Origin of the sequence: Stenotrophomonas sp. LMG 10879, assembly GCF_002750935.1 — a bacterium.
Lineage (GTDB): Bacteria > Pseudomonadota > Gammaproteobacteria > Xanthomonadales > Xanthomonadaceae > Stenotrophomonas > Stenotrophomonas lactitubi_B.
This window is the reverse complement of record NZ_PEJT01000002.1, coordinates 259,221-278,706: the sequence shown is the minus strand read 5'-3', so window position 1 is coordinate 278,706 and position 19,486 is coordinate 259,221. Positions and strand designations below refer to the sequence as shown.

Here is a 19,486-nt window from a genome sequence, read left to right as displayed (position 1 = left end):
CGCCAAGCTGTCCCGGATTTCATGGAGACGTGGTCCCAGGGTTGAGACCGACAGGGTTCGTCACCATAGAATCGGTCTCCAGATGCCGAACGATGCCCCATGACCGAGACGACCTACGTATTCGACGCCACCACCGCTACCTTCGAGGCGGACGTGCTGCAGAAGTCGCTGCAGACGCCGGTCCTGGTGGATTTCTGGGCGACCTGGTGCGAACCGTGCAAGACCCTCGGCCCGATGCTGGAGAAGCTGGCCGGCGAATACAACGGCGCGTTCGAACTGGCCAAGGTCGATGTGGACAAGGAACAGCAGATCGCTGCGGCCTTCCAGATCCGTTCGGTGCCCACCGTGTTCCTGGTCAAGGGTGGGCAGCTGGTGGACGGCTTCCCCGGCGCCCTGCCGGAAGGCCAGCTGCGTGAATTCCTGGCCCAGCACGGCGTGGTGCCGGCCGATGTCGGCGACAGCATTGCCGAGGACGAGGCCCCGCTGGACCCGCAGGCGCAGGTGGACGTACTGCGCGCGCAGATCGCCGCCGAGCCGGACAAGGACGAGCTGAAGCTCGACTTGGCCCTGGCGCTGCTGCAGGTTGGCGGCGTGGACGAGGCCGGCACGCTGATCGATGCCCTGCCCGCCAACCTGGCCACCGACGACCGCGCCGTGCGTGGCCGCGCCCGGCTGTCCTTCGCCGCCGCGCTGAAGGACGCGCCGCCTGCGGAGGTGCTGGATGCGCGCATCGCCGCCGATGGCAAGGATCTGCAGGCGCGTCACCTGCGCGGTGTGCAGCTGCTGCTGGCGGGCGAGGACGAAGCCGCGCTGGAACAGTTCCTGGAGATGCTGCGGATCGACCGCGGTTTCCAGGAAGGACTGCCGCGCAAGGCCCTGATCGACGCCTTCAATGTCATCGCCGATGAAGACCTGGTGGGCCGCTCGCGGCGCCGGATGGCCTCCCTGCTGTTCTGAACGGCACCGGCATCGTTCAGAATCCCTGCACTGAACGCGGGCAATAATGCCCGCGATGGTGGCCCCCAGGGCCGCCACGATCCGTTCGGGGGGATGAGGTCGGGGCCATGGGGTCTTGCAGCTGCGCCCCCGCTTTGCCGGGACAGCAATCCGTGACCGTTGGCCGCTCGTCGTCTTTCATCATGCGTTTCCTGCGCACACTGCTGTGTGCCCTCTGCCTGTTGCCGACGTTTGCCGGCGCGCAGGACTGGAACTACCGGGTCCGCCCCGGCGATACCCTGTGGGATCTGGGCGCGGCCTATCTCAAGCCCAGCGTGGGCTGGCAGCAGCTGCAGCAGCACAACCGCATCGACAACCCATACCGGTTGCCGCCGGGCGAACTGCTGCGCTTCCCGATCGGCTGGCTCCGCGTTGAACCCGCCCCGGCGCGGGTACTCGCCGTGCGTGGGCAGGTTGAACTGAGCGCAGCCGATGGCAGCAGCAACCGCGCCGTGCGCGCAGGCGAAGAGCTGCACATCGGCGATGCGATCCAGACCAAGGCCGATTCCAGCATCACCCTTGAATTCGCCGACGCCTCGCGGTTGCAGCTGCGCGAACACTCACGCCTGCGCCTGGACCAGCTCAGCCGCTATGGCCGCACCGGCATGGTCGATACCCGCCTGCGCCTGCAGCAGGGGCGCGCCAGCAACCGGGTCACCCCGGCGCGCGGGCCGGCATCGCGCTACATCATCGATGCACCCACGGCCACCAGCAGCGTGCGCGGCACCGTGTTCCGGGTCAGCGCCGGCGATGACGCCCATGTAGGTGCCACCGAAGTACTGGAGGGCAAGGTGCAGGTCGGCAACCCGCATGGCCAGCGTCTGGTCCACCCCGGCCAGGCCAGCCGCAGCGCGGGCAGCGCAACAGCACCCGAAGCGGTTTCCGGCCTGCTGCCGGCACCGCGCCTGCGCGCCGATGCGACCCGCCTGGGCGCCTTGCCGGCCCAGCTCGCCTGGGAACCGGTGACCGGTGCCGACCACTACCGGGTGGAAGTGGTGCAGGCCGCCACTCCGGAAATCCTGTTGTTTGCGGCCACCACCACCGACACCGGGCTGGCGATCGGCGAGCTGCCGCCGGGTGCGCTGCGCCTGCTGCTGCGCGCAGTGGATGCACAGGGCGTGGAAGGTCTCGATGCCAGCGAGAATTTCCTCCTCGGCGACCAGCCGCCACCGCCACTGACCATTTCCCCGCTGCAGGGACAGACGGTCAACAGCGACCGGCCGCGCTTCCACTGGAGCCAGGCGCCCGGTGCCAGCAGCAGCGTGCTGCAGGTGGCCGACGAGCCGCAGTTCCTGCAGCCGCTGCGCGAGCAGAGCACCGGCAGCACCGACCTGCGCCTGGGTGAGCCGCTGCCGCCCGGCCAGTACTACTGGCGGATCGCTTCGCGTGATGGCCAGGGCCGCCAGGGTCGCTATGGCCAGGCGTTGGCGCTGCAGTTGAGCGATGAACCGGTGGACCCGGCACTGCAGCCACCCGAGGCCATCGACGGCGAGCTGACCCTGCGCTGGCAGGCGGGAAGCGATGGCCAGCGCTACCGGGTGCAGGTTGATCGTCGCGGTGATTTCAGCGCGCCGCTGCTCGATACCACCGTTGACGAACCGCAGGTCAGCTTCAAGCGCCCGTGGCGCGGCACGCTGCACATCCGTGTGCAGTACATCGACGATGACGGCCACGCGGGCCCGTTCTCGCCTGCCCAGCAGGTCAAGCTGCCGTGCCGCCTGTGCTACGGCGCGGGCGGCGGTGTCCTGCTGCTGTGGCTGTTGCTGTGAGGCGCTCGCCGCTGCCGTGGTCGCGACGGATCCTGCTGGCCCTGCTGGCAGGTGTAGCGACTGCGGTGGTCAGCCACGGCCAATGGCTGTGGCGGCAGGACGAAACGGCGTACGACATGATGGTCGGCAGCTGGGATTACCGTCCTGACCCCAGCGTGCTGATCGTCGCCATCGACGAGGGCAGCCTGCAGCGGCTGGGTCAGTGGCCGTGGCCGCGCTCGGTGCATGCCCGCCTGCTGGACCGCCTGACCGACGCTGGTGCCGAGCGCGTCGCGCTGGACCTCATGCTGTCCGAGCCCGACCGCCGCGATGCACGCCAGGACGCCGAGCTGGCCGCGGCGATCCGTCGCAACGGCCGCGTGGTGCTGCCGGTGCTGGCCGCGCCGGCGGCCGGCGACCGCATGGCCGAGGAGATGCTGCCCATCCCGTTGATTGCCGCCAGCGCTGCCGCCATGGGCCACAGCGACGTTGAAGTCGACGGCGATGGTGTCGCCCGCGGGGTCTACCTGCATGCCGGCATCGGCCAAGCGCACTGGCCGGCACTCGGCCTGGCGTTGACCGATCTGCCGCCGCAACGCGCACACGGTCTGCCCGACCCCGACCCGGCGCTGGACTCGCCCTATCAATGGCGCCGCAATGATTACGTGCGCGTACGTTATGCCGGGCCACCGGAACGCTTGCCACAGGTGTCCTACGCCGATGTGCTGGAAGGGCGCGTGGATGACTCGATGCTCCGTGGCAGGCGCATCGTGGTCGGCATGACGGCCAGCGGCATCGCCCTGCGGCTGTTGACACCCACCACCCGCGAATACTGGATGAGCGGCAGCGAGTACCAGGCCAACCTCGCCTCGATGCTGCTGCAGGACAAGCAGATCGACGTGTTGCCCCGCGCCTGGCAGGACACCCTGGCCGGCGTGCTGGTGGCGATGTGCGTACTGCTGCTCGGGCTGCGCCTGCCCTGGGTCGTTGCCCTGTGCTCGCTGCCGGCCGCGCCGCTGCTGAGCTGGCTGCTGCTGCGCACCAGCAGCCTCTGGTGGGCGCCGGCCAGCGCTCTGCTCGGCATCGTGCTGGTGCTGACGGCGTGGGCGACCTGGCGCATCGCCTCCTGGCACCGCCAGGCCAACCGCGATGCGCTGACCGGGCTGGGCAACCGCCTGCGCTTCGAACAATCGCTGCAACAGGAATGTGATGCGGCGCGCCGCAGTGGCAAGCCACTGACCCTGGCCCTGATCGACGTCGACCACTTCAAGCACCACAACGATCGCCATGGCCACCAGGTCGGCGATCGCGTGTTGTGCGAAGTGGGCCGCCTGATCCAGGCGCATGCCCGACGCCCCCGTGACATGGCCGCGCGCTACGGCGGCGACGAGTTCGCCCTGGTGCTGCCCGATACCCCGGTGGAAGGCGCTCGGCAGGTGATCGAAGACCTGATCTCCTGCATCCGCGCCCTGCCGCCGCCCGGCGATGGCAGCGAGACCGGTGTCACCCTGACCATCGGCGTCTACACCCGTGTCCCGGACAGCGACCTGCAACCGCATCATTTCGTCGAAGGCGCCGACAACGCGCTCTACCGGGCCAAGGACAATGGCCGCGACGGTTACGTGATCGACGGCGGCACGCCCGGACCGTAACGCCCGGCAGCCCTCATGCGGCCCCTACGGGCTACAACATACGCATGCGAATGGTTAGACTGGGGCCCCGCCCCCTGCCCGGTTCCCGCATGAAAGCCAGCACGTTCCGCTTCGGCATCAATCTGTGGCCACCGTTCCTGTTCACCGGCATCCATGTCACCCGGATCACCCCGGACTACCGGCAGATCGACGTGGAACTGCGCCTGCGTCCCTGGAACCGCAACTACGTCGGCACCCACTTCGGCGGCAGCCTGTTCGCGATGACCGATCCGTTCTGGATGCTGGGCCTGATGCACACCCTCGGCCGTGACTATTACGTCTGGGATCGCGCCGGTGCGATCGATTTCCTCAAGCCCGGCCGCGGAACGGTGCGCACCTCGTTCCGCATCGATGACGCCCTGCTGGATGAACTGCGTACGGCGGCGGCCGGCGGCGAAAAAGTGCTGCGCTGGTTCAGCAACGACGTGGTCGACGAAGCTGGCGAGGTCGTCGCGCAGGTACGCAAGCAGGTCTATGTGCGCCTGAAGCCACACGCACGGTAAAGCGGGTCGGCCGACGCCCCGCTATCCTCTGCAGCCCTGCCATGGAGGCTGCAATGCGCCTTTCGTTGTTTGCTGCGGCACTGGCCGCCCTGCCCTTCGCCGCCACCGCACTGGACGTGCCGCCAGTGCGCTATCCCTCCCTGCCGGCGCACGCCGCTACGGCCGAGGGTTTTGTACCTGCCGGCTGGGCGCTGGAATACAGGATCGAAGGCGACCTCGACCAGGACGGGCGCGCCGACCTTGCGCTGGTGCTGCGCCAGCAGGACCAGCGCAACATCATCGAGCACGATGGGTTCGGGCCGTCGCCGTATGACAGCAACCCGCGCATCCTCGCCATCGCTTTTGCGCGCCCCTCCGGTTACCTGCTGGCCGCGCAGAACCACACCCTCATTCCTCGACCGGACTCGCCGGTGCTCAGCGATGCGCTGGCCGAAGGCACCGGCGTGTCGATCCAGCGCGGCGCGCTGCGGGTGGGGCTGTACTCGTTCTCCAGCGCGGGCAGCTGGTCGACGAGCACCACCACGTTCACGTTCCGCTGGCAGGAAGGCGCCTTCGCGCTGATCGGCTACGACCGCGACTCGATGATGCGCAATTCCGGGCAGACCGAAGGCCTCAGCGTGAACTACTCCACCGACAAGGTGAAGCTGACCGAAGGCAGCATGCAGGACGACAAGGAACAGGTGCGCTGGCAGACCCTGGGTGACCGCAGGCGCTGGACACTGGACAGCGTCGGCGATGGCTGGGCGTTCAATCCGCTCGGCGACGGCGGCTGAGCCCGGGTCAGTCAGCCTGCAACGGCATCGACAGATACGGACCCTCGCCTTCGCGTGCCGGTCCACGCCGCAGTACCTGCAGGTGGCGGCCGTCTGCAGACAGTTGTGGCATGCGGGCGTCCGAACGCCACTGCGCCGGCAACCGCGCCAGCGCCTTGTCGGCGGGCCCGGGCTGCTGCCGCAGCCAGCGCTGTGCGCCGAGCAGGCGGATCATCGCCGCTGCGTCCTGGCTGCGCGCCGCGTACTGTGCGTAGGACGGCCCGGCGATGGCGCTCACTGTGCATCCCAGCGGATTGGCCACGCAGCCCACGTCCCATCGGGGCGATGGCGGGGCTAGGAGCGGGACATCGGCTGCCAGCGCCGTGGCCGCACCAGGCCGGCATGCCCAACCGAAATTGCTGGCGATCCGGGCCAGGGTGTGGTCGCGATCCAGCAGCAGGCGGCTGCCTGCCGTCTGCGTGGACGCCTCGATGGCAGCCTTGTTCATCGCGAATTCGCCCTGCATCGCTTGGCACAGGCTCTGCTCGTCGGCGTCCAGCGGCTGCAGCGCCACCTCGCAGGAGGCGGGCAGGACGTAATCCGGTGATTGCTCGACCAGCATGTCGCCCAGCAACCCGGCATGGGTCCTCACCACAACAGCGCCCATCATGCTGTCCATCAGCGTGCTGCCGGTGCGCATCATCCGCCGCCCGAACCGAACCGCGCTGCAGCTACCCTCGACGGCACCGGCAACATCACCCTGCAGATAGGCCAGTGCCTGCGCACTGGCGCCATCCAACAGCGGCGTGTACGCCGGCAGTGGCATGAGTTCGATTCCGCTGGGCTGGAACGGGGAATCGAAACGATCGAAGTCTGCCAACCGGGCCAGTCGCTGGTGCAGGCCGGCATGCCCGGCGTGAGCGTCAGCGAAACGCTGCGGATCAGCGCGCACCTGTGCCAGGCAGCCGACGGGCCCGACGGCACAACGACCTGCCCCATCCAGCTTCAACGGTGCGTGCCTGGCGGCCAGCACCGAGGCATGCGACGCCTGCGAGGGCGTCGTCTGCCAGCGCTGCACATCGTCGGCCAATGCCGCCTCACGCTGGGCCGGGTCCAGCCCATCGAAGGGCAGCGTCCACAGCAGGGCGAAGCCGTTGCGACCTTCATTGGGTCGCACGGCCTCAAGCAGACGCCTGTCTTCCCGCTGCGCGGCCGACAACGGCCAGAACCTCGACAGCAGCCATGCCGCGACGGCCATCACCACCAGGGCCAGCATTGCCCAGCCCAACCACCGCAGCATCTTCAACACAGCATCCTTTCCCTGCATGGCCAGCGCCGCCAACGGGCAGCGTAAACGAGCGGCCGCGACCGCTACAATGCGCGCATGTCGCTCGATGCCCCCGCCCTGGTTCCCCGCCCCTCCCTGCAGCGCCTGTTCCTGACCGGCCTGCTGACCCTGTTGCCGATCTGGCTGACCTGGGTGGTGGTCAAATTCGTGTTCGTGCTGCTGTCGGGCATTTCCAGCCCACTGGTGGTACCGCTGTCCGAACAGATCGCGACCAGTTTCCCGCATTACCTCGGCTGGGTCCGCGCCGAATGGATCCAGAACACCATCGCCCTGCTGGCCACCCTGCTGGTGATCCTGGCGGTGGGCGTAGCCAGCCGCCGCGTGGTCGGCCAGCGCCTGCTGCGCTGGGTCGGCGCGATCATCAAGCGCATTCCGCTGGCCAGCATCATCTATGACAGCGCCAAGAAGCTGCTGGACATGCTGCAGACCGAGCCGGGCAGCACCCAGCGCGTGGTGCTGATCGACTTCCCGCACCGCGACATGAAATCGGTCGGCCTGGTCACCCGGGTCATCAAGGAACAGGGCACCGACCGCGAACTGGCAGCCGTCTACGTGCCGACCACGCCGAACCCGACCTCGGGCTATCTGGAGATCGTGCCCGTCGAGCTGCTCACCCCGACCGACTGGACGGTGGACCAGGCGATGAGCTTCATCATTTCCGGCGGTGCAGTGGCGCCCTCCAGCGTTCCGTTCACCCGCGCTGGCGATCGTTCCGAATGAGCGAGGCGTCGCACGCGCGCCCGCTGCAGGACCGCGCGGTCCTGCTGTTCATCGTGCTGGCCGCGTTCTTCTGTGGCAACGCGGTACTGGCCGAACTGATCGGGGTGAAGATCTTCGCCCTGGAAGACACGCTCGGCATCGATCCGCTGAACTGGAACCTGTTCGGCCAGACCGGCTCGTTGAGCTTCACCGCCGGCACCCTGCTGTGGCCGGTGGTGTTCATCATGACCGACACCATCAACGAATTCTTCGGCAAGCGCGGGGTACGTTTCATCTCGTGGCTGGCGGTGGTGCTGATCGCCTACGGTTTCCTGTTCGCCTTCGCTGCGATCTCGCTGGCGCCGGCCAGCTGGTGGGTGACCTCGATGGATGCCCATGGCGTGCCCGATTACCAGGCCGCGTTCGCGGCGGTGTTCGGACAGGGCATGTGGACCATCGCCGGTTCGTTGGTGGCGTTCCTGTTCGGCCAGTTGATCGACGTGGCGGTGTTCCATCGCATCCGCCAGGCCACCGGCGAGCGCCATGTATGGCTGCGTGCCACGGGTTCCACCGCGGTCTCGCAGCTGGTGGACAGCTTCGTGGTGATCTGGATCGCCTTCGTGCTCGGCCCGCAGCACTGGCCGACATCGCTGTTCCTGGCGGTGAGCAGCGTCAACTACGTCTACAAGATGGGCTTCGCGATCGCCCTGATTCCGTTGCTGTACCTGATGCGGCGTGCAATCACCCGCTATCTGGGCGAGCACCGCGCCGCCGACCTGCGCGCCGCAGCCGCGGCTGACTGAAGCCCCAGCGGCGCGCAAGCTGACTGCGCCCTCACGCTGGCCGTACGCGCGCGGATCGTGCAAGCTCCACGGTCTGTGTTCCACGGAAGCTTCTTGATGCCGTATTCCCCCCGCGTCCTGGCCGCCGCCATCGCCGCGTTGTTCCTGTTCAGCGCCGTTCCGCCGGCCGAAGCAGCGAAGAAGAAGGGCAGCCGCCCCGCCGCCGCGCAGACCCGCCAGGCGGCCAAGCCGAAGGCGCGCGCCGGCACACGTGCCACCCCGCCGGCCCGCGGCAGTTCGGCGCGCCGCGCCGCGCCGCGTCCGGTCGCCCCAGCCCGCGCAGTGCCCAAGCAGGTGCAGCTGGAGCGCTTGTACGACGAATACTGGGATGCCTCCATGCGGTTGAACCCGCTGCAGGCGACCTTCCAGGGCGAGCCGCGCTACAACGACCAGTTGCCCAACATCCTGTCCGCCGCCTGGCGCCAACAATCGCACGACTTCACCACCGAATGGCTGGGCAAGGTCGAGAAGATCGGCAGCGATGGCCTGCAGGGACAGGACCTGCTCAGCTACGAGATCTTCGTGCGTGATGCCCGTGCCTCGCTGGCCGCCGAACGCTATCCGAGCTGGATGATGCCGATCAGCCAGTACTACAACGTCGGCAGCATCATGGCCATCCTCGGCGCCGGTGCCGGCGCGCAGCCGTTCAACACGGCCAAGGACTACGACACCTGGTCGCGACGCTCGCTGGGCATTCCCGATCTGTTCGACCAGGCCATCGCCAACATGCGCCAGGGCATGAAGGCCGGCGTGGTGCAGCCGCGCGACCTGATGGAAAAAGTACTCCCGCAGCTGGACGCGGTGATCAAGCCGACCGCCGAAGAGAGCATCTTCTGGTCGCCGATCCGGACCATGCCGGAGTCCATCTCCGCCGAAGACAAGGCGCGCATCAGCGCCGAGTACAAGCGCATGATCGAACTGCGCATCATGCCGGCCTACCGCGCCCTGCGTGGCTTCATCGCCACCGAATACCTGCCTGCCACGCGCAGCAGCAGCGGCCTGGGTGCCCTGCCCGACGGCCAGGCCTGGTACGCCAACCTGATCGTGCAGACCACTGCCAGCCAGCAGACCGCCGCGCAGCTGCATGCGCTGGGCGAGCAGCGTGTGCAGGAGCTGCAGGCACAGATCACCACGGTGATGCGCGATGGCAAGCTGCGCAGCTCGCAGGCCAAGCTGCTGCGCAGCATGCGCAACGACCGCCAGTTCCAGTACAGCGATGCCAACGCGTTGCTCAACCGTTACCGGCAGGTGCAGCAGCAGGTTGATGCACGCCTGCCGCAGGTGCTGGACACCCTGCCGAAGGCGCCGCTGCAGATCCATGCAGTGGAACCGGAGCGTGCCATGACCGCCGCCGCCGCCTCCTACCAGCCGTCGCCCCCGGGGCAGCCCGGCGTGCTGTTCGTCAACACCCGCGACCTGCCCAGCCGCAAGCGCTGGAACGTGCCGGTGCAGTACCTGCACGAAGCCATTCCCGGCCACCATGTGCAGCTGGGCCTGCAGCAGGAACTGACCAAGCTGCCGCGCTTCCGCCGCCTCGGCGGTGACCTCGCCTTCGTCGAAGGCTGGGGCCTGTATGCGGAAACCCTCGGCGAAGACCTCGGTGTGTACACCGATCCGTACGACCGCATCGGCTATCTGTATTCGCGCCTGTTGCGTGCCGCGCGCGTGGTCGCCGACACCGGCGTGCATGCGCAGGGCTGGAGCAAGCAGCAGGCCGTGACCTATCTGCAGAAGACCGTCGACATGAGCGCTGACGATGCCAATGCGGAAGTGGAGCGGATCATGGCCCAGCCGGGCCAGGCACTGTCCAACGTGGCGGGCCTGACCACGATCATCGCGCTGCGCGACAAGGCCAAGGCACGCCAGGGGGCAGCGTTCGACCTGCGCCGCTTCCATGCCGAAGTGCTGAAGGACGGTTCGATGCCATTGGATGTGCTGGACCACAAGATCGAACGCTGGCTGGCCCAGCCGGCCGCTGCAACGCCTGCACCGGCGCCCTGACCATCACGGAGCTGCCATGCGCCCTGCCGCCCTGCTGTGTGCCACCGTTCTCGCCCTGCTGCCGTCGATCACGCTGGCGGCGGCACCGGTGGTGCCGCCGGATGCAGGCATCGATGGACTGATGCAGGCCTATGACGGCCAGGTGCCGGGCGCGGCCGTGCTGGTGCTGCACGATGGGCAGCCGGTATTCCGCCGCGGCTACGGGCTGGCCGTGGTCGAAGATGGCAGCGCCGTGACGCCGGCCAGCAACTTCCGCCTGGCCTCGGTCAGCAAGCAGTTCACTGCCGCCGCCGTGCTGTTGCTGGTCGAGGATGGTCGCCTTGCGCTGGACCAGCCGGCGCGGCGCTGGCTGCCGGAACTGCCGCCCGCCGCTGCCGCCATCACCTTGAGGCAGTTGCTGTCGCACACCAGCGGCCTGCTGGACTACGAAGACCTGATGGACCCTGCCGACACCCGGCAGGTGCACGACGCTGATGTGCTGGCGCTGCTCGCCCGCGAAGATCGGCTCGCCTTCGCACCCGGTACGCAGTATCGCTACAGCAACAGCGGCTACGCATTGCTGGCGCTGATCGTCGGCCGCGCCGCCGGCAGCGACTTTGCCAGCTTCCTGCAGCAGCGCATTTTCCGGCCGCTGGGCATGGCACACACCGTCGCCCACCAGGACGGTGTCGACGTGGTGGCGCAGCGTGCCTATGGTTACAGCGAGGTTGAGGGCCGCTGGCAACGTACCGACCAGAGCACGACCAGCGCCGTGCTCGGCGACGGCGGCATCTACGCTTCGCTGGACGACCTCGCGCGCTGGGATGCGGCCCTGTACGACGACCGCCTGCTGTCAGCCGCATCGCGCAAAGCGATGTTCAGCCCGGCCACCGCCACCACCGAAGCGGACGTACCGCACTACGGTTTCGGCTGGCGCTTGAACGGCCGCATGCACTGGCACAGCGGCGAGAGCATCGGCTTCCGCAACGTGATCCTGCGCTACCCGGACAAACACCTGACCGTGATCGTGCTGAGCAACTGCAACGCCCCCGAACCCTATCCGCTGGCGCTGAAGATCGCCCAGCGCTGGCTGGACACCCTGCAATGACCACCGCTACCACCGGCCTGCTGGGCATCCACCATGCCGCACTGATCTGCAGCGACTACGCCCGTTCGAAAGACTTCTACGTGCGCGTGCTGGGCCTGCGCATAATGGCCGAGAACCACCGCGCCGCACGCGACTCGTGGAAGCTGGACCTGGCCCTGCCCGATGGCGGCCAGCTGGAACTGTTCTCCTTCCCCTCGCCGCCCGCACGGCCCAGCCGCCCCGAAGCCCAGGGCCTGCGCCACCTCGCGTTCCGGGTAGCCGCCCTCGAACCGTTCATCGAACGCCTGGCCAGCCACGGCGTAGCCTGCGAACCGATCCGCGTGGACGAATACACCGGCCGCCGCTTCACCTTCTTCGCCGACCCCGACGACCTGCCGCTGGAGCTGTACGAAGTCGGTTGAGGCCCCCGGGGTCAGATCCCTTTTCCAAGGTAAAAGGGATCTGACCCCATCGCCTCGACCCCATCGCCTCCACATGTGTCGACCAAGGTCGACACCTACCGAGAGCAGGCCATGCCATTCCGACAGATCGCAGGACTCTGTCGAAGGCGGGGTGGGTCCGGTTGCGGGGGCGTGAGCCGCATGGATGCGGCGACCGAGCTTACAGGGGTGAGGGCGCTTTGCTTGCGAAACACTGCTTCGCAAGCGCCCGAACGCACAGCCGCCAGCGGCTGGGCCGGGCCCCGGAGGGGGACTGGCAGCGTCCCCCGCAACCGGACCCACCCTGCCATCCCACGGAACGCCAGCTTTTGCCGTTGCTCCGGCCGTTGCCTCTGCGGGTGCCGGGCGCCGCCCGGCCGAGCCCCTCTTCCCCATACCCCGCCGAATGGGTATACAGTCGACCCGTACCGGCATCGTGCCGGAATGAACCCTGGGAGGGGACCATGCGCAAGACCTTCAAGACCCTGCTGCTGGCGCTGCCGCTGTGCCTGGCCGCGCTCTCCGCGCAGGCCGCCGACAGTGCCGCCGGCCGCTGGAAGACCATCGACGACAAGACCGGCAAGGTGAAGTCGATCGTCGAGATCAGCCAGGCCGCCAACGGCACGCTGACCGGCCGGGTGGTCGAGATCCTGCATTCGGACAAGGGCCCGAACCCGGTCTGCGATGGTTGTGAGGGCGCCAACAAGAACAAGCCGGTGAAGGGAATGACCATCCTCTGGAATCTGAAGGCCGACGGCGCCAACAAGTGGTCCGGCGGCACCATCCTCGACCCGGCCAACGGCAAGACCTACCGATCGAAGATGGAACTGCAGCCCGGCGGCACCAAGCTGGACGTGTCCGGCTGCATCGCCTTCATCTGCCGCGCGCAGACCTGGCAGCGCGAATAAGCGCCCCGGCCCCCGCCTTGCTCCCGTGACCCGGCCCAGGCCGGGTCACCTCGTTGCGGGCATGCGATAATCCTCGGTTCCCCCTGGCTGCACCCCGTGACCATGACCCGTACCGCGCTCGTCACCACCGCCCTGCCCTACGCCAACGGCCCGCTGCACCTGGGCCACCTGGTCGGCTACATCCAGGCTGACATCTGGGTGCGTGCGCGTCGAATGAGCGGCGGCAAGGCCTGGTTCGTGTGCGCCGACGACACCCACGGCACGCCGATCATGCTGGCTGCGGAGAAGGCCGGGGTCACCCCGGAAACCTTCATCGCCAACATCCAGGCCAGTCACGAACGCGATTTCGCCGCATTTGGCGTCGCCTTCGACCACTACGACTCGACCAATTCGGCGGCCAACAAGGCACTGACCGAGGCGTTCTACCTGAAGCTGGAAGCCGCTGGCCACATCAGCCGTCGTTCCGTGGCGCAGTTCTACGACCCGGCCAAGGGCATGTTCCTGCCCGACCGCTACGTCAAGGGCATCTGCCCGAACTGCGGCAGCGCCGACCAGTACGGCGACAACTGCGAAGTCTGCGGCGCCACCTATGCGCCGACCGACCTGAAGGAACCGCGCTCGGTGATCTCCGGGGCCACCCCGGAAATGCGCGATTCCGAGCACTTCTTCTTCGAGGTCGGCCACTTCGACGGTTTCCTGCGCGACTGGCTGGCCGGCGATGTCGCCCTGCCCGGCGTGAAGGCCAAGCTCGGCGAATGGCTCAACGCCGAAGGTGGCCTGCGCGCGTGGGACATCTCGCGCGATGCGCCGTACTTCGGTTTCGAGATCCCCGGCCAGCCGGGCAAGTACTTCTACGTCTGGCTGGACGCGCCGATCGGCTACCTGTCCAGCTTCCAGACGTTGTGCGGCAAGATCGGCGAGGATTTCGAAGCGCACCTGCGCGCCGGCACCAGCACCGAGCTGCATCATTTCCTTGGCAAGGACATCGTCAATTTCCACGGCCTGTTCTGGCCGGCGGTGCTGCACGGCACCGGCCACCGCGCGCCGACGCGCCTGCACGTCAACGGCTACCTGACCGTCGATGGCGCGAAGATGAGCAAGTCGCGCGGCACCTTCGTGATGGCGCGTACGTTCCTGGATGCCGGCCTGGAACCGGAAGCGCTGCGTTACTACTTCGCCGCCAAGTCCGGTGGCGGCGTCGACGACCTCGACCTGAACCTGGGCGACTTCATCGCCCGCGTCAACGCCGACCTGGTCGGCAAGTTCGTCAACCTCGCCAGCCGCTGCGCCGGTTTCATCAGCAAGCGCTTCGATGGCCAGTTGGCCGCGCAGCTGCCCGACGCGGCGCAGTACCAGCGCTTCGTCGATGGTTTGGCGCCGATCCGTGAGGCGTACGAGCGCAACGACCCGGCCGCGGCGATCCGCCTGACCATGACCCTGGCCGATGAAGCCAACCGCTACATCGACGACGTCAAGCCGTGGGTGATCGCCAAGCAGGAAGGCGCCGACGCGCAGCTGCAGGCGGTCTGCAGCCAGGGCCTGAACCTGTTCCGCGTGCTGGTCACCGCCTTGAAGCCGGTGCTGCCGGCCACCGCCGCGCAGGCCGAGGCCTTCCTGGCTGCGCCGGTGAATGACTGGACCGAGCTGGCGCAGCCGCTGCTGGGCCACCGCATCACCGAATACACCCCGCTGTTCACCCGTATCGACCCGAAGAAGATTGACGCCATGATCGACGCCTCCAAGGACACCCTGACCGCTGCCGCTGCAGCCCCCGCAGCGAAGGTGGAAGCCGCAAAGCCTGCCGCACCGGTAGTGGTCAAGGACGAAGCAAACAGCGCTGACGCGCCGGCCTACATCGGCATCGACGACTTCGCCAAGCTCGACCTGCGCATCGGCAAGGTGCTGGTGTGCGAGTTCGTGGAAGGTTCGGACAAGCTGCTGCGTTTCGAACTGGATGCGGGCGAACTCGGCAAGCGCCAGATCTTCTCCGGCATCCGCGCCAGCTACGGCGAGCCGGAAGCGCTGGTCGGCCGCAGCGTGGTGTTCATCGCCAACCTGGCCCCGCGCAAGATGCGCTTCGGCCTGAGCGAAGGCATGATCCTGTCGGCCGGTTTCGATGGCGGCGCGCTGGCCCTGCTGGACGCCGACAGCGGCGCGCAGCCGGGCATGCCGGTGCGTTGATGCAACACGGGCGCGGCCCCGGCCGCGCCCAGCCTTGAGCACCGCGAAGGGAGGTACCGTGATGGGAGATGCTGCGTTGGAACTGGCGCTGTTCGACTTCGACCACACCGTTACCACCTGCGACACCTATGGCCGCTTCCTGCGCCGGGTCGCCACCGCCGAACAGCTGGCACAGGCCTGGTGGAAAGTCGGCCCATGGCTGCTGGCGTACAAGCTGAAGCTGATCTCTGCCGAGCGCATCCGTGCACGGGTGACCCGGTTGACCTTCAGCGAGCGCCACGCCGATGACATCGAGACGCTGGCGGCGGGCTTTTCCCGCGAGTTCCTGCCCGATGTCGTGCGTCCGGAAATGCTGGAGCAGATCCGCTGGCACAAGGCGCAGCAGCACACCGTGGTGGTGGTATCCGGTTCACTGGATCTGTACCTGCGGCCGTGGTGCGAACAACTGGGCCTGCAGCTGATCTGCAATCGACTGGAAAGCGAAAGCGGACGCCTGACCGGCCGCTACGCCGGCGGCGATTGTGGCCCGCGCAAGGTCGAGCACATCCGTCGCCAGTTCGATCTGTCACGCTACACACGCATCCATGCCTACGGTGACAGCGCCGAGGATCGTCCGATGCTGGCGCTGGCGCACGAGCGCTGGTACCGCGGCAAACCCCTGAAGTAACCACACGCGCAGCCTTCGCCACGCATGAGCCTGATTCCGCCCCTGACCGAACGCCTGGACCGCTTGCTGCCGCAGACCCAATGTGGGCAATGCGGCTACGACGGCTGCCGCCCGTACGCGCAGGCGATGGCGCGTGGCGAGGTGGGCGTGGATCGTTGTCCGCCGGGTGGCGATGCCGGTGCGCGTGCGTTGGCGCAGGTGCTGGGTGTGCCGGCGCTGCCGTTCGATCGATCGCGGGGCGAGCACAAGGCGCCGCAGGTGGCGTTGATCGTGGAGGCTGACTGCATCGGCTGCACGAAGTGCATACAGGCGTGTCCGGTGGATGCGATCGTCGGCGGCGCCAAGTACATGCACACGGTGATCGCCGATCTGTGCACGGGGTGCGAGTTGTGTATTCCGCCGTGTCCGGTGGATTGCATCGAGCTGGTGAAACTGTAACGGGGTCAGATCCCTTTTCCTCCGGAAAAGGGATCTGACCCCTGTCCGGTGATTACGGCACGGCCGCCGTAACGATGATCTCGACCTTCCATTCGGCGTGCGCGAGCTTGGCTTCGACGGTGGCGCGGGCCGGGGTCGCGCCCTCTACCACCCACTCGTCCCACGCCTTGTTCATGCCCTCGAAATCAGCCATGTCGGCCAGGAAGATCTCCGCACGCAGCACGTGCTGGCGGTCACTGGCGACCAGCGCCAGCAGCTTGTCGATCTCGGCCAGCACCTGACGGGTCTGCCCGGTGATGTCCTGGCTGGTGTCTTCCGGAATCTGGCCGGAAAGGTAGGCGACCTTGTTGTACACGGTCATCTCGGACATGCGCGGTCCGACGTCGTAACGCTCCATCATGGGCGTGGCTCCTGCGGGTGGTCTGAACTGCATTCTCACCCAGCCGGCGTTGGAAGTGTGTGCCCTGTGCGGCCACTGAACACCGCCAGCGGCGGCACAGCCGTGGCGCTGGTCAAAGCGCGCTGGCAGGCGCACGATGCGCGACGCCCTGCGTTGACACCGCCCTCGCCCTTGCTGCCGCACCCTTGCGCCGATGACCGCCCCTACCGATTCCGTCCCTGCCGCCTCTGCCCCGACCTGGAAGCGGGTCGTCACCATCGTCGTTCCATTGTTGATCCTGGCGCTGGCCCTGCACGGGCTGGCCGGTGAATTCGATGAGCACGGCTATCGCGCGATCCGCCAGGCCTTCCGTCAGCTCAGCGGTGCCCAGATCGCACTGACCGTGCTGCTCGGCCTGGCCAGCTACGCGTGCCTGATCGGCTTCGATGCAATCGGCCTGCGCCGCAGCGGCATCCGCGTGCACCCGGCGCGGATCGGCATCACCGCCTTCCTGGCCCACACCCTGGGCCAGACCGTGGGCTTTGCCGCACTCACCGGTGGTGCCGTGCGCCTGCGTGGCTACCGCAGTGCCGGCCTGGATCTGGCGCAGATCGGCCAGGTGGTGCTGATGAGCACGCTGGGCTTCATCTTCGGCGCGTGGCTGCTGATCGGCGTGGCGCTGTGCACGGAGCCGGCCGCTGCCGCGCTTGCACTGCCGCTGGATCCCGCGGCGGTGCGCGTGGTCGGCATCGTTGCACTGATCGCCTTTGCCGCCACCTTCATCCTGGTCGGCCGCGACGGTCGCCAGTTCCGCATCTTCGGCCATGGCCTGTGGCTGCCCGACCGACGCACCATGCTGGGTGTCACCGTGCTCAGCGTGGTCGAGCTGGTGCTGGCCAGCGCCGCGTTCTACGTGCTGCTGCCGGATTCCACGCCGACCGGCCTGCCCGGTTTCGTCGGCCTGTATCTGGTGGCCGTGCTGGCCGGCCTGGTCTCCACCGTGCCGGCCGGTCTGGGTGTGTTCGAGTGGAGCCTGCTGAAGCTGCTGCCGCAGGTGGCGCCCGCTGCGGTGCTGGCGGCGGCATTGATCTACCGCGTCAGCTACTACGTGCTGCCGCTGCTGCTGGCCACCGTGCTGGCGCTGGCGCCGGCGCTGCGGCAACCGCTGCAGGCCAGCGCAGGCGCAACCCGCGCCGGCTGGTACGCGTTGCGCCCGTGGTTGCCGCAGATCATCGCGCTGGCTGCCTTCAGTGTCGGCGCCGCGCTGGTCATCGACGGTACCCTGCCCACGCCACGGCGGCACCTCATCAATGCCTCACTGCCGATCCTGGAAACCTCGCACCTGATCGGCAGCCTCGGCGGCGTCGCCCTGCTGCTGATCGGCCAGGGCCTGGCCCGCCGCAGCCACGCGGCGTGGATGCTGGCGATGGCGATCTGCGTGATCGCGCCGCTGCCGATCTGGCTGCGCGGCGGCCAACCACTGATCGCCTTGTCGGCGCTGCTGGTGGCGATGGCGCTGTGGGCGGCGCGACGCGAGTTCTATCGCCAGGGCGCGCTGCTGGACGAAGCCTGGTCGTGGCCCTGGCTGCGCAACCTCGGCCTGGTGCTGGTGGCAGTGACGTGGCTGCTGTTCTTCACCTACAGCCATGTCGAATACCAGAACGAGCTGTGGTGGCAGTTCGCGGTGTCCGGCAATGCACCGCGCGCGCTGCGTGCGCTGCTGCTGGTGGCGATGGCTTTGGTGATGTTCGGGCTGGCGCGGTTGCTGCACAGCACGCGCAGCCCGCTGCCGCCTGCCGACGATGCAACCCTGCAGGCACTGGCACCGGTGCTCGCCGGCGCTACCGACACCCAGGCCTGCCTGGTGCTGACCGCCGACAAGGCGGTGCTGCGCGATGCGGAACACAAGGGCTTTGTGATGATGCAGCGCTACGGCGGCTCGCTGATCGCGATGGGCGATCCGGTCGGGCCGCCCGAGGTGGCGCGTGCACTGATCTGGCGCTTCCGCGAGGAAGCCGACCGGCTCGGCCTGCGCCCGGTGTTCTACCAGGTGGGTGAAGCGTATTGGCAGACCTATCTCGATCTCGGGCTGGGCCTGGTCAAGCTGGGTGAAGAGGCCATGGTGCCGCTGCACGACTTCGGCCTGGATGGCCGCGAGCGTGCCGACCTGCGGCAAGCCTGGAACCGCGGCAAGCGCGGCGGGCTGTCCTTCCGCGTAGCACCAGCGGAAGAGATCCCTGCCCTGCTGCCACGCCTGCATGCCATTTCCAACGCGTGGCTGGACGACAAGTCCGGCGACGAGAAGGGCTTCTCGCTGGGCAGCTACGACCCGGACTATCTGGTGCGTTTCCCGATCGCCCTGGTCGAAGCCGAAGGCCGCATCGTGGCCTTTGCCAACCTGTGGCAGGCACCGGCGGGCGCTGAGTTGTCAGTGGACCTGATGCGCCACGTCAGCGACGCGCCGAAGGGCACGATGGATTTCCTGTTCATCGAGCTGTTCCTGTGGGGGCGCGCGCAGGGGTATGCGCGGTTCTCGCTGGGCATGGCGCCGCTGTCCGGCCTGGCCCAGCACCGCCTGGCCGGTCGCTGGAACCGCCTGGCCGGCCTGCTCGCACGGCATGGCGAACGCTTCTATGGCTTCAGCGGCCTGCGCCGGTTCAAGTCGAAGTTCGATCCGCAGTGGCGACCGCGCTACCTGGCCGCGCCCGGCGGCATGCACCTGCCGGCCGCACTGCTGGATGCCACGCGCCTGATCTCGCTGGACCCGCGGCGGAATTGAGGTCACGATCCGCCGGGCATGGCCCGGCGCTACCTGCCGCCCGGTAGG

General features: G+C 68.0%; 17 protein-coding genes. 15 read left to right on the top strand and 2 right to left on the bottom strand.

Going from position 1 to position 19,486, the window contains the following annotated elements; all coding sequences use genetic code 11:
• Positions 1-99 precede the first annotated feature (99 nt).
• The 5 genes from trxA to CR919_RS04075 all read left to right on the top strand — a co-directional run bounded on the left by trxA (position 100) and on the right by CR919_RS04075 (position 5,711).
• Positions 100-957 carry a thioredoxin gene (gene trxA / locus CR919_RS04095; protein WP_099818979.1) on the top strand — a complete coding sequence of 286 codons (858 nt, stop codon included), beginning with the start codon at positions 100-102 and terminating at the stop codon, positions 955-957.
• A gap of 107 nt (positions 958-1,064) precedes the next feature.
• Entirely contained in the window at positions 1,065-2,765 is a 1,701-nt protein-coding gene (locus CR919_RS04090) for a FecR domain-containing protein (RefSeq protein WP_099818978.1), read from the top strand.
• Positions 2,762-4,396, top strand: a complete 1,635-nt coding sequence (locus tag CR919_RS04085) for a CHASE2 domain-containing protein (RefSeq protein ID WP_099818977.1) — start codon at positions 2,762-2,764, stop codon at positions 4,394-4,396. Before CR919_RS04090 ends, CR919_RS04085 begins: the two co-directional genes overlap by 4 nt.
• Positions 4,397-4,485: 89 nt before the next feature.
• Positions 4,486-4,938 carry a DUF4442 domain-containing protein gene (locus tag CR919_RS04080; protein ID WP_032975063.1) on the top strand — a complete coding sequence of 151 codons (453 nt, stop codon included), beginning with the start codon at positions 4,486-4,488 and terminating at the stop codon, positions 4,936-4,938.
• Positions 4,939-4,991: 53 nt separating this feature from the next.
• Positions 4,992-5,711 (top strand): hypothetical protein, encoded by a 720-nt coding sequence (locus tag CR919_RS04075; protein WP_099818976.1) that lies wholly within the window; start codon positions 4,992-4,994, stop codon positions 5,709-5,711.
• A 7-nt stretch (positions 5,712-5,718) separates the two neighbouring features.
• On the opposite strand, the gene CR919_RS04070 is transcribed toward CR919_RS04075, so the two are convergent.
• On the bottom strand, positions 5,719-6,990 hold the full coding sequence (locus CR919_RS04070) for a hypothetical protein (RefSeq protein WP_243379916.1): 1,272 nt from the start codon (positions 6,988-6,990) through the stop codon (positions 5,719-5,721).
• Between the two features lie 84 nt (positions 6,991-7,074).
• Here CR919_RS04070 and CR919_RS04065 point away from each other — a divergent pair, with 84 nt between their 5' ends.
• The 9 genes from CR919_RS04065 (at position 7,075) to rnfB (ending at position 16,280) form a co-directional block, all read left to right on the top strand.
• Complete coding sequence (locus CR919_RS04065; RefSeq protein WP_099818975.1) at positions 7,075-7,758, top strand: DUF502 domain-containing protein; 684 nt, start codon at positions 7,075-7,077, stop codon at positions 7,756-7,758.
• On the top strand, positions 7,755-8,540 hold the full coding sequence (locus CR919_RS04060; protein ID WP_025879090.1) for a queuosine precursor transporter: 786 nt from the start codon (positions 7,755-7,757) through the stop codon (positions 8,538-8,540). The genes CR919_RS04065 and CR919_RS04060 overlap by 4 nt, the downstream gene beginning before the upstream one ends.
• Before the next feature lie 96 nt (positions 8,541-8,636).
• On the top strand, positions 8,637-10,580 hold the full coding sequence (locus CR919_RS04055; protein ID WP_099818974.1) for a DUF885 family protein: 1,944 nt from the start codon (positions 8,637-8,639) through the stop codon (positions 10,578-10,580).
• A 16-nt stretch (positions 10,581-10,596) separates the two neighbouring features.
• The gene (locus CR919_RS04050) at positions 10,597-11,667 is read left to right on the top strand and encodes a serine hydrolase domain-containing protein (protein ID WP_099818973.1); all 1,071 of its coding nucleotides are present in this window, start codon (positions 10,597-10,599) and stop codon (positions 11,665-11,667) included.
• Positions 11,664-12,068, top strand: coding sequence for a VOC family protein (locus CR919_RS04045; RefSeq protein ID WP_099818972.1), 405 nt, complete (start codon positions 11,664-11,666; stop codon positions 12,066-12,068). Before CR919_RS04050 ends, CR919_RS04045 begins: the two co-directional genes overlap by 4 nt.
• A gap of 482 nt (positions 12,069-12,550) precedes the next feature.
• A complete protein-coding gene (locus CR919_RS04040; RefSeq protein WP_099818971.1) occupies positions 12,551-12,994 on the top strand; it encodes a DUF2147 domain-containing protein in 444 nt (147 codons plus the stop codon).
• Positions 12,995-13,096: 102 nt separating this feature from the next.
• A complete protein-coding gene (gene metG, locus CR919_RS04035) occupies positions 13,097-15,175 on the top strand; it encodes a methionine--tRNA ligase (RefSeq protein WP_099818970.1) in 2,079 nt (692 codons plus the stop codon).
• 76 nt (positions 15,176-15,251) lie between these two features.
• Positions 15,252-15,842, top strand: coding sequence for an HAD family hydrolase (locus CR919_RS04030; protein WP_165787242.1), 591 nt, complete (start codon positions 15,252-15,254; stop codon positions 15,840-15,842).
• 24 nt (positions 15,843-15,866) lie between these two features.
• On the top strand, positions 15,867-16,280 hold the full coding sequence (rnfB, locus tag CR919_RS04025; protein WP_099818968.1) for an Rnf electron transport complex subunit RnfB: 414 nt from the start codon (positions 15,867-15,869) through the stop codon (positions 16,278-16,280).
• A 52-nt stretch (positions 16,281-16,332) separates the two neighbouring features.
• On the opposite strand, the gene CR919_RS04020 is transcribed toward rnfB, so the two are convergent.
• Complete coding sequence (locus CR919_RS04020; protein WP_025879081.1) at positions 16,333-16,680, bottom strand: RidA family protein; 348 nt, start codon at positions 16,678-16,680, stop codon at positions 16,333-16,335.
• 193 nt (positions 16,681-16,873) lie between these two features.
• On the opposite strand from CR919_RS04020, the gene mprF reads away from it, so the two are divergent.
• Positions 16,874-19,438: a bifunctional lysylphosphatidylglycerol flippase/synthetase MprF gene (gene mprF / locus CR919_RS04015; protein ID WP_099818967.1), complete on the top strand. Its 2,565-nt coding sequence runs from the start codon at positions 16,874-16,876 to the stop codon at positions 19,436-19,438.
• Positions 19,439-19,486 lie beyond the last annotated feature (48 nt).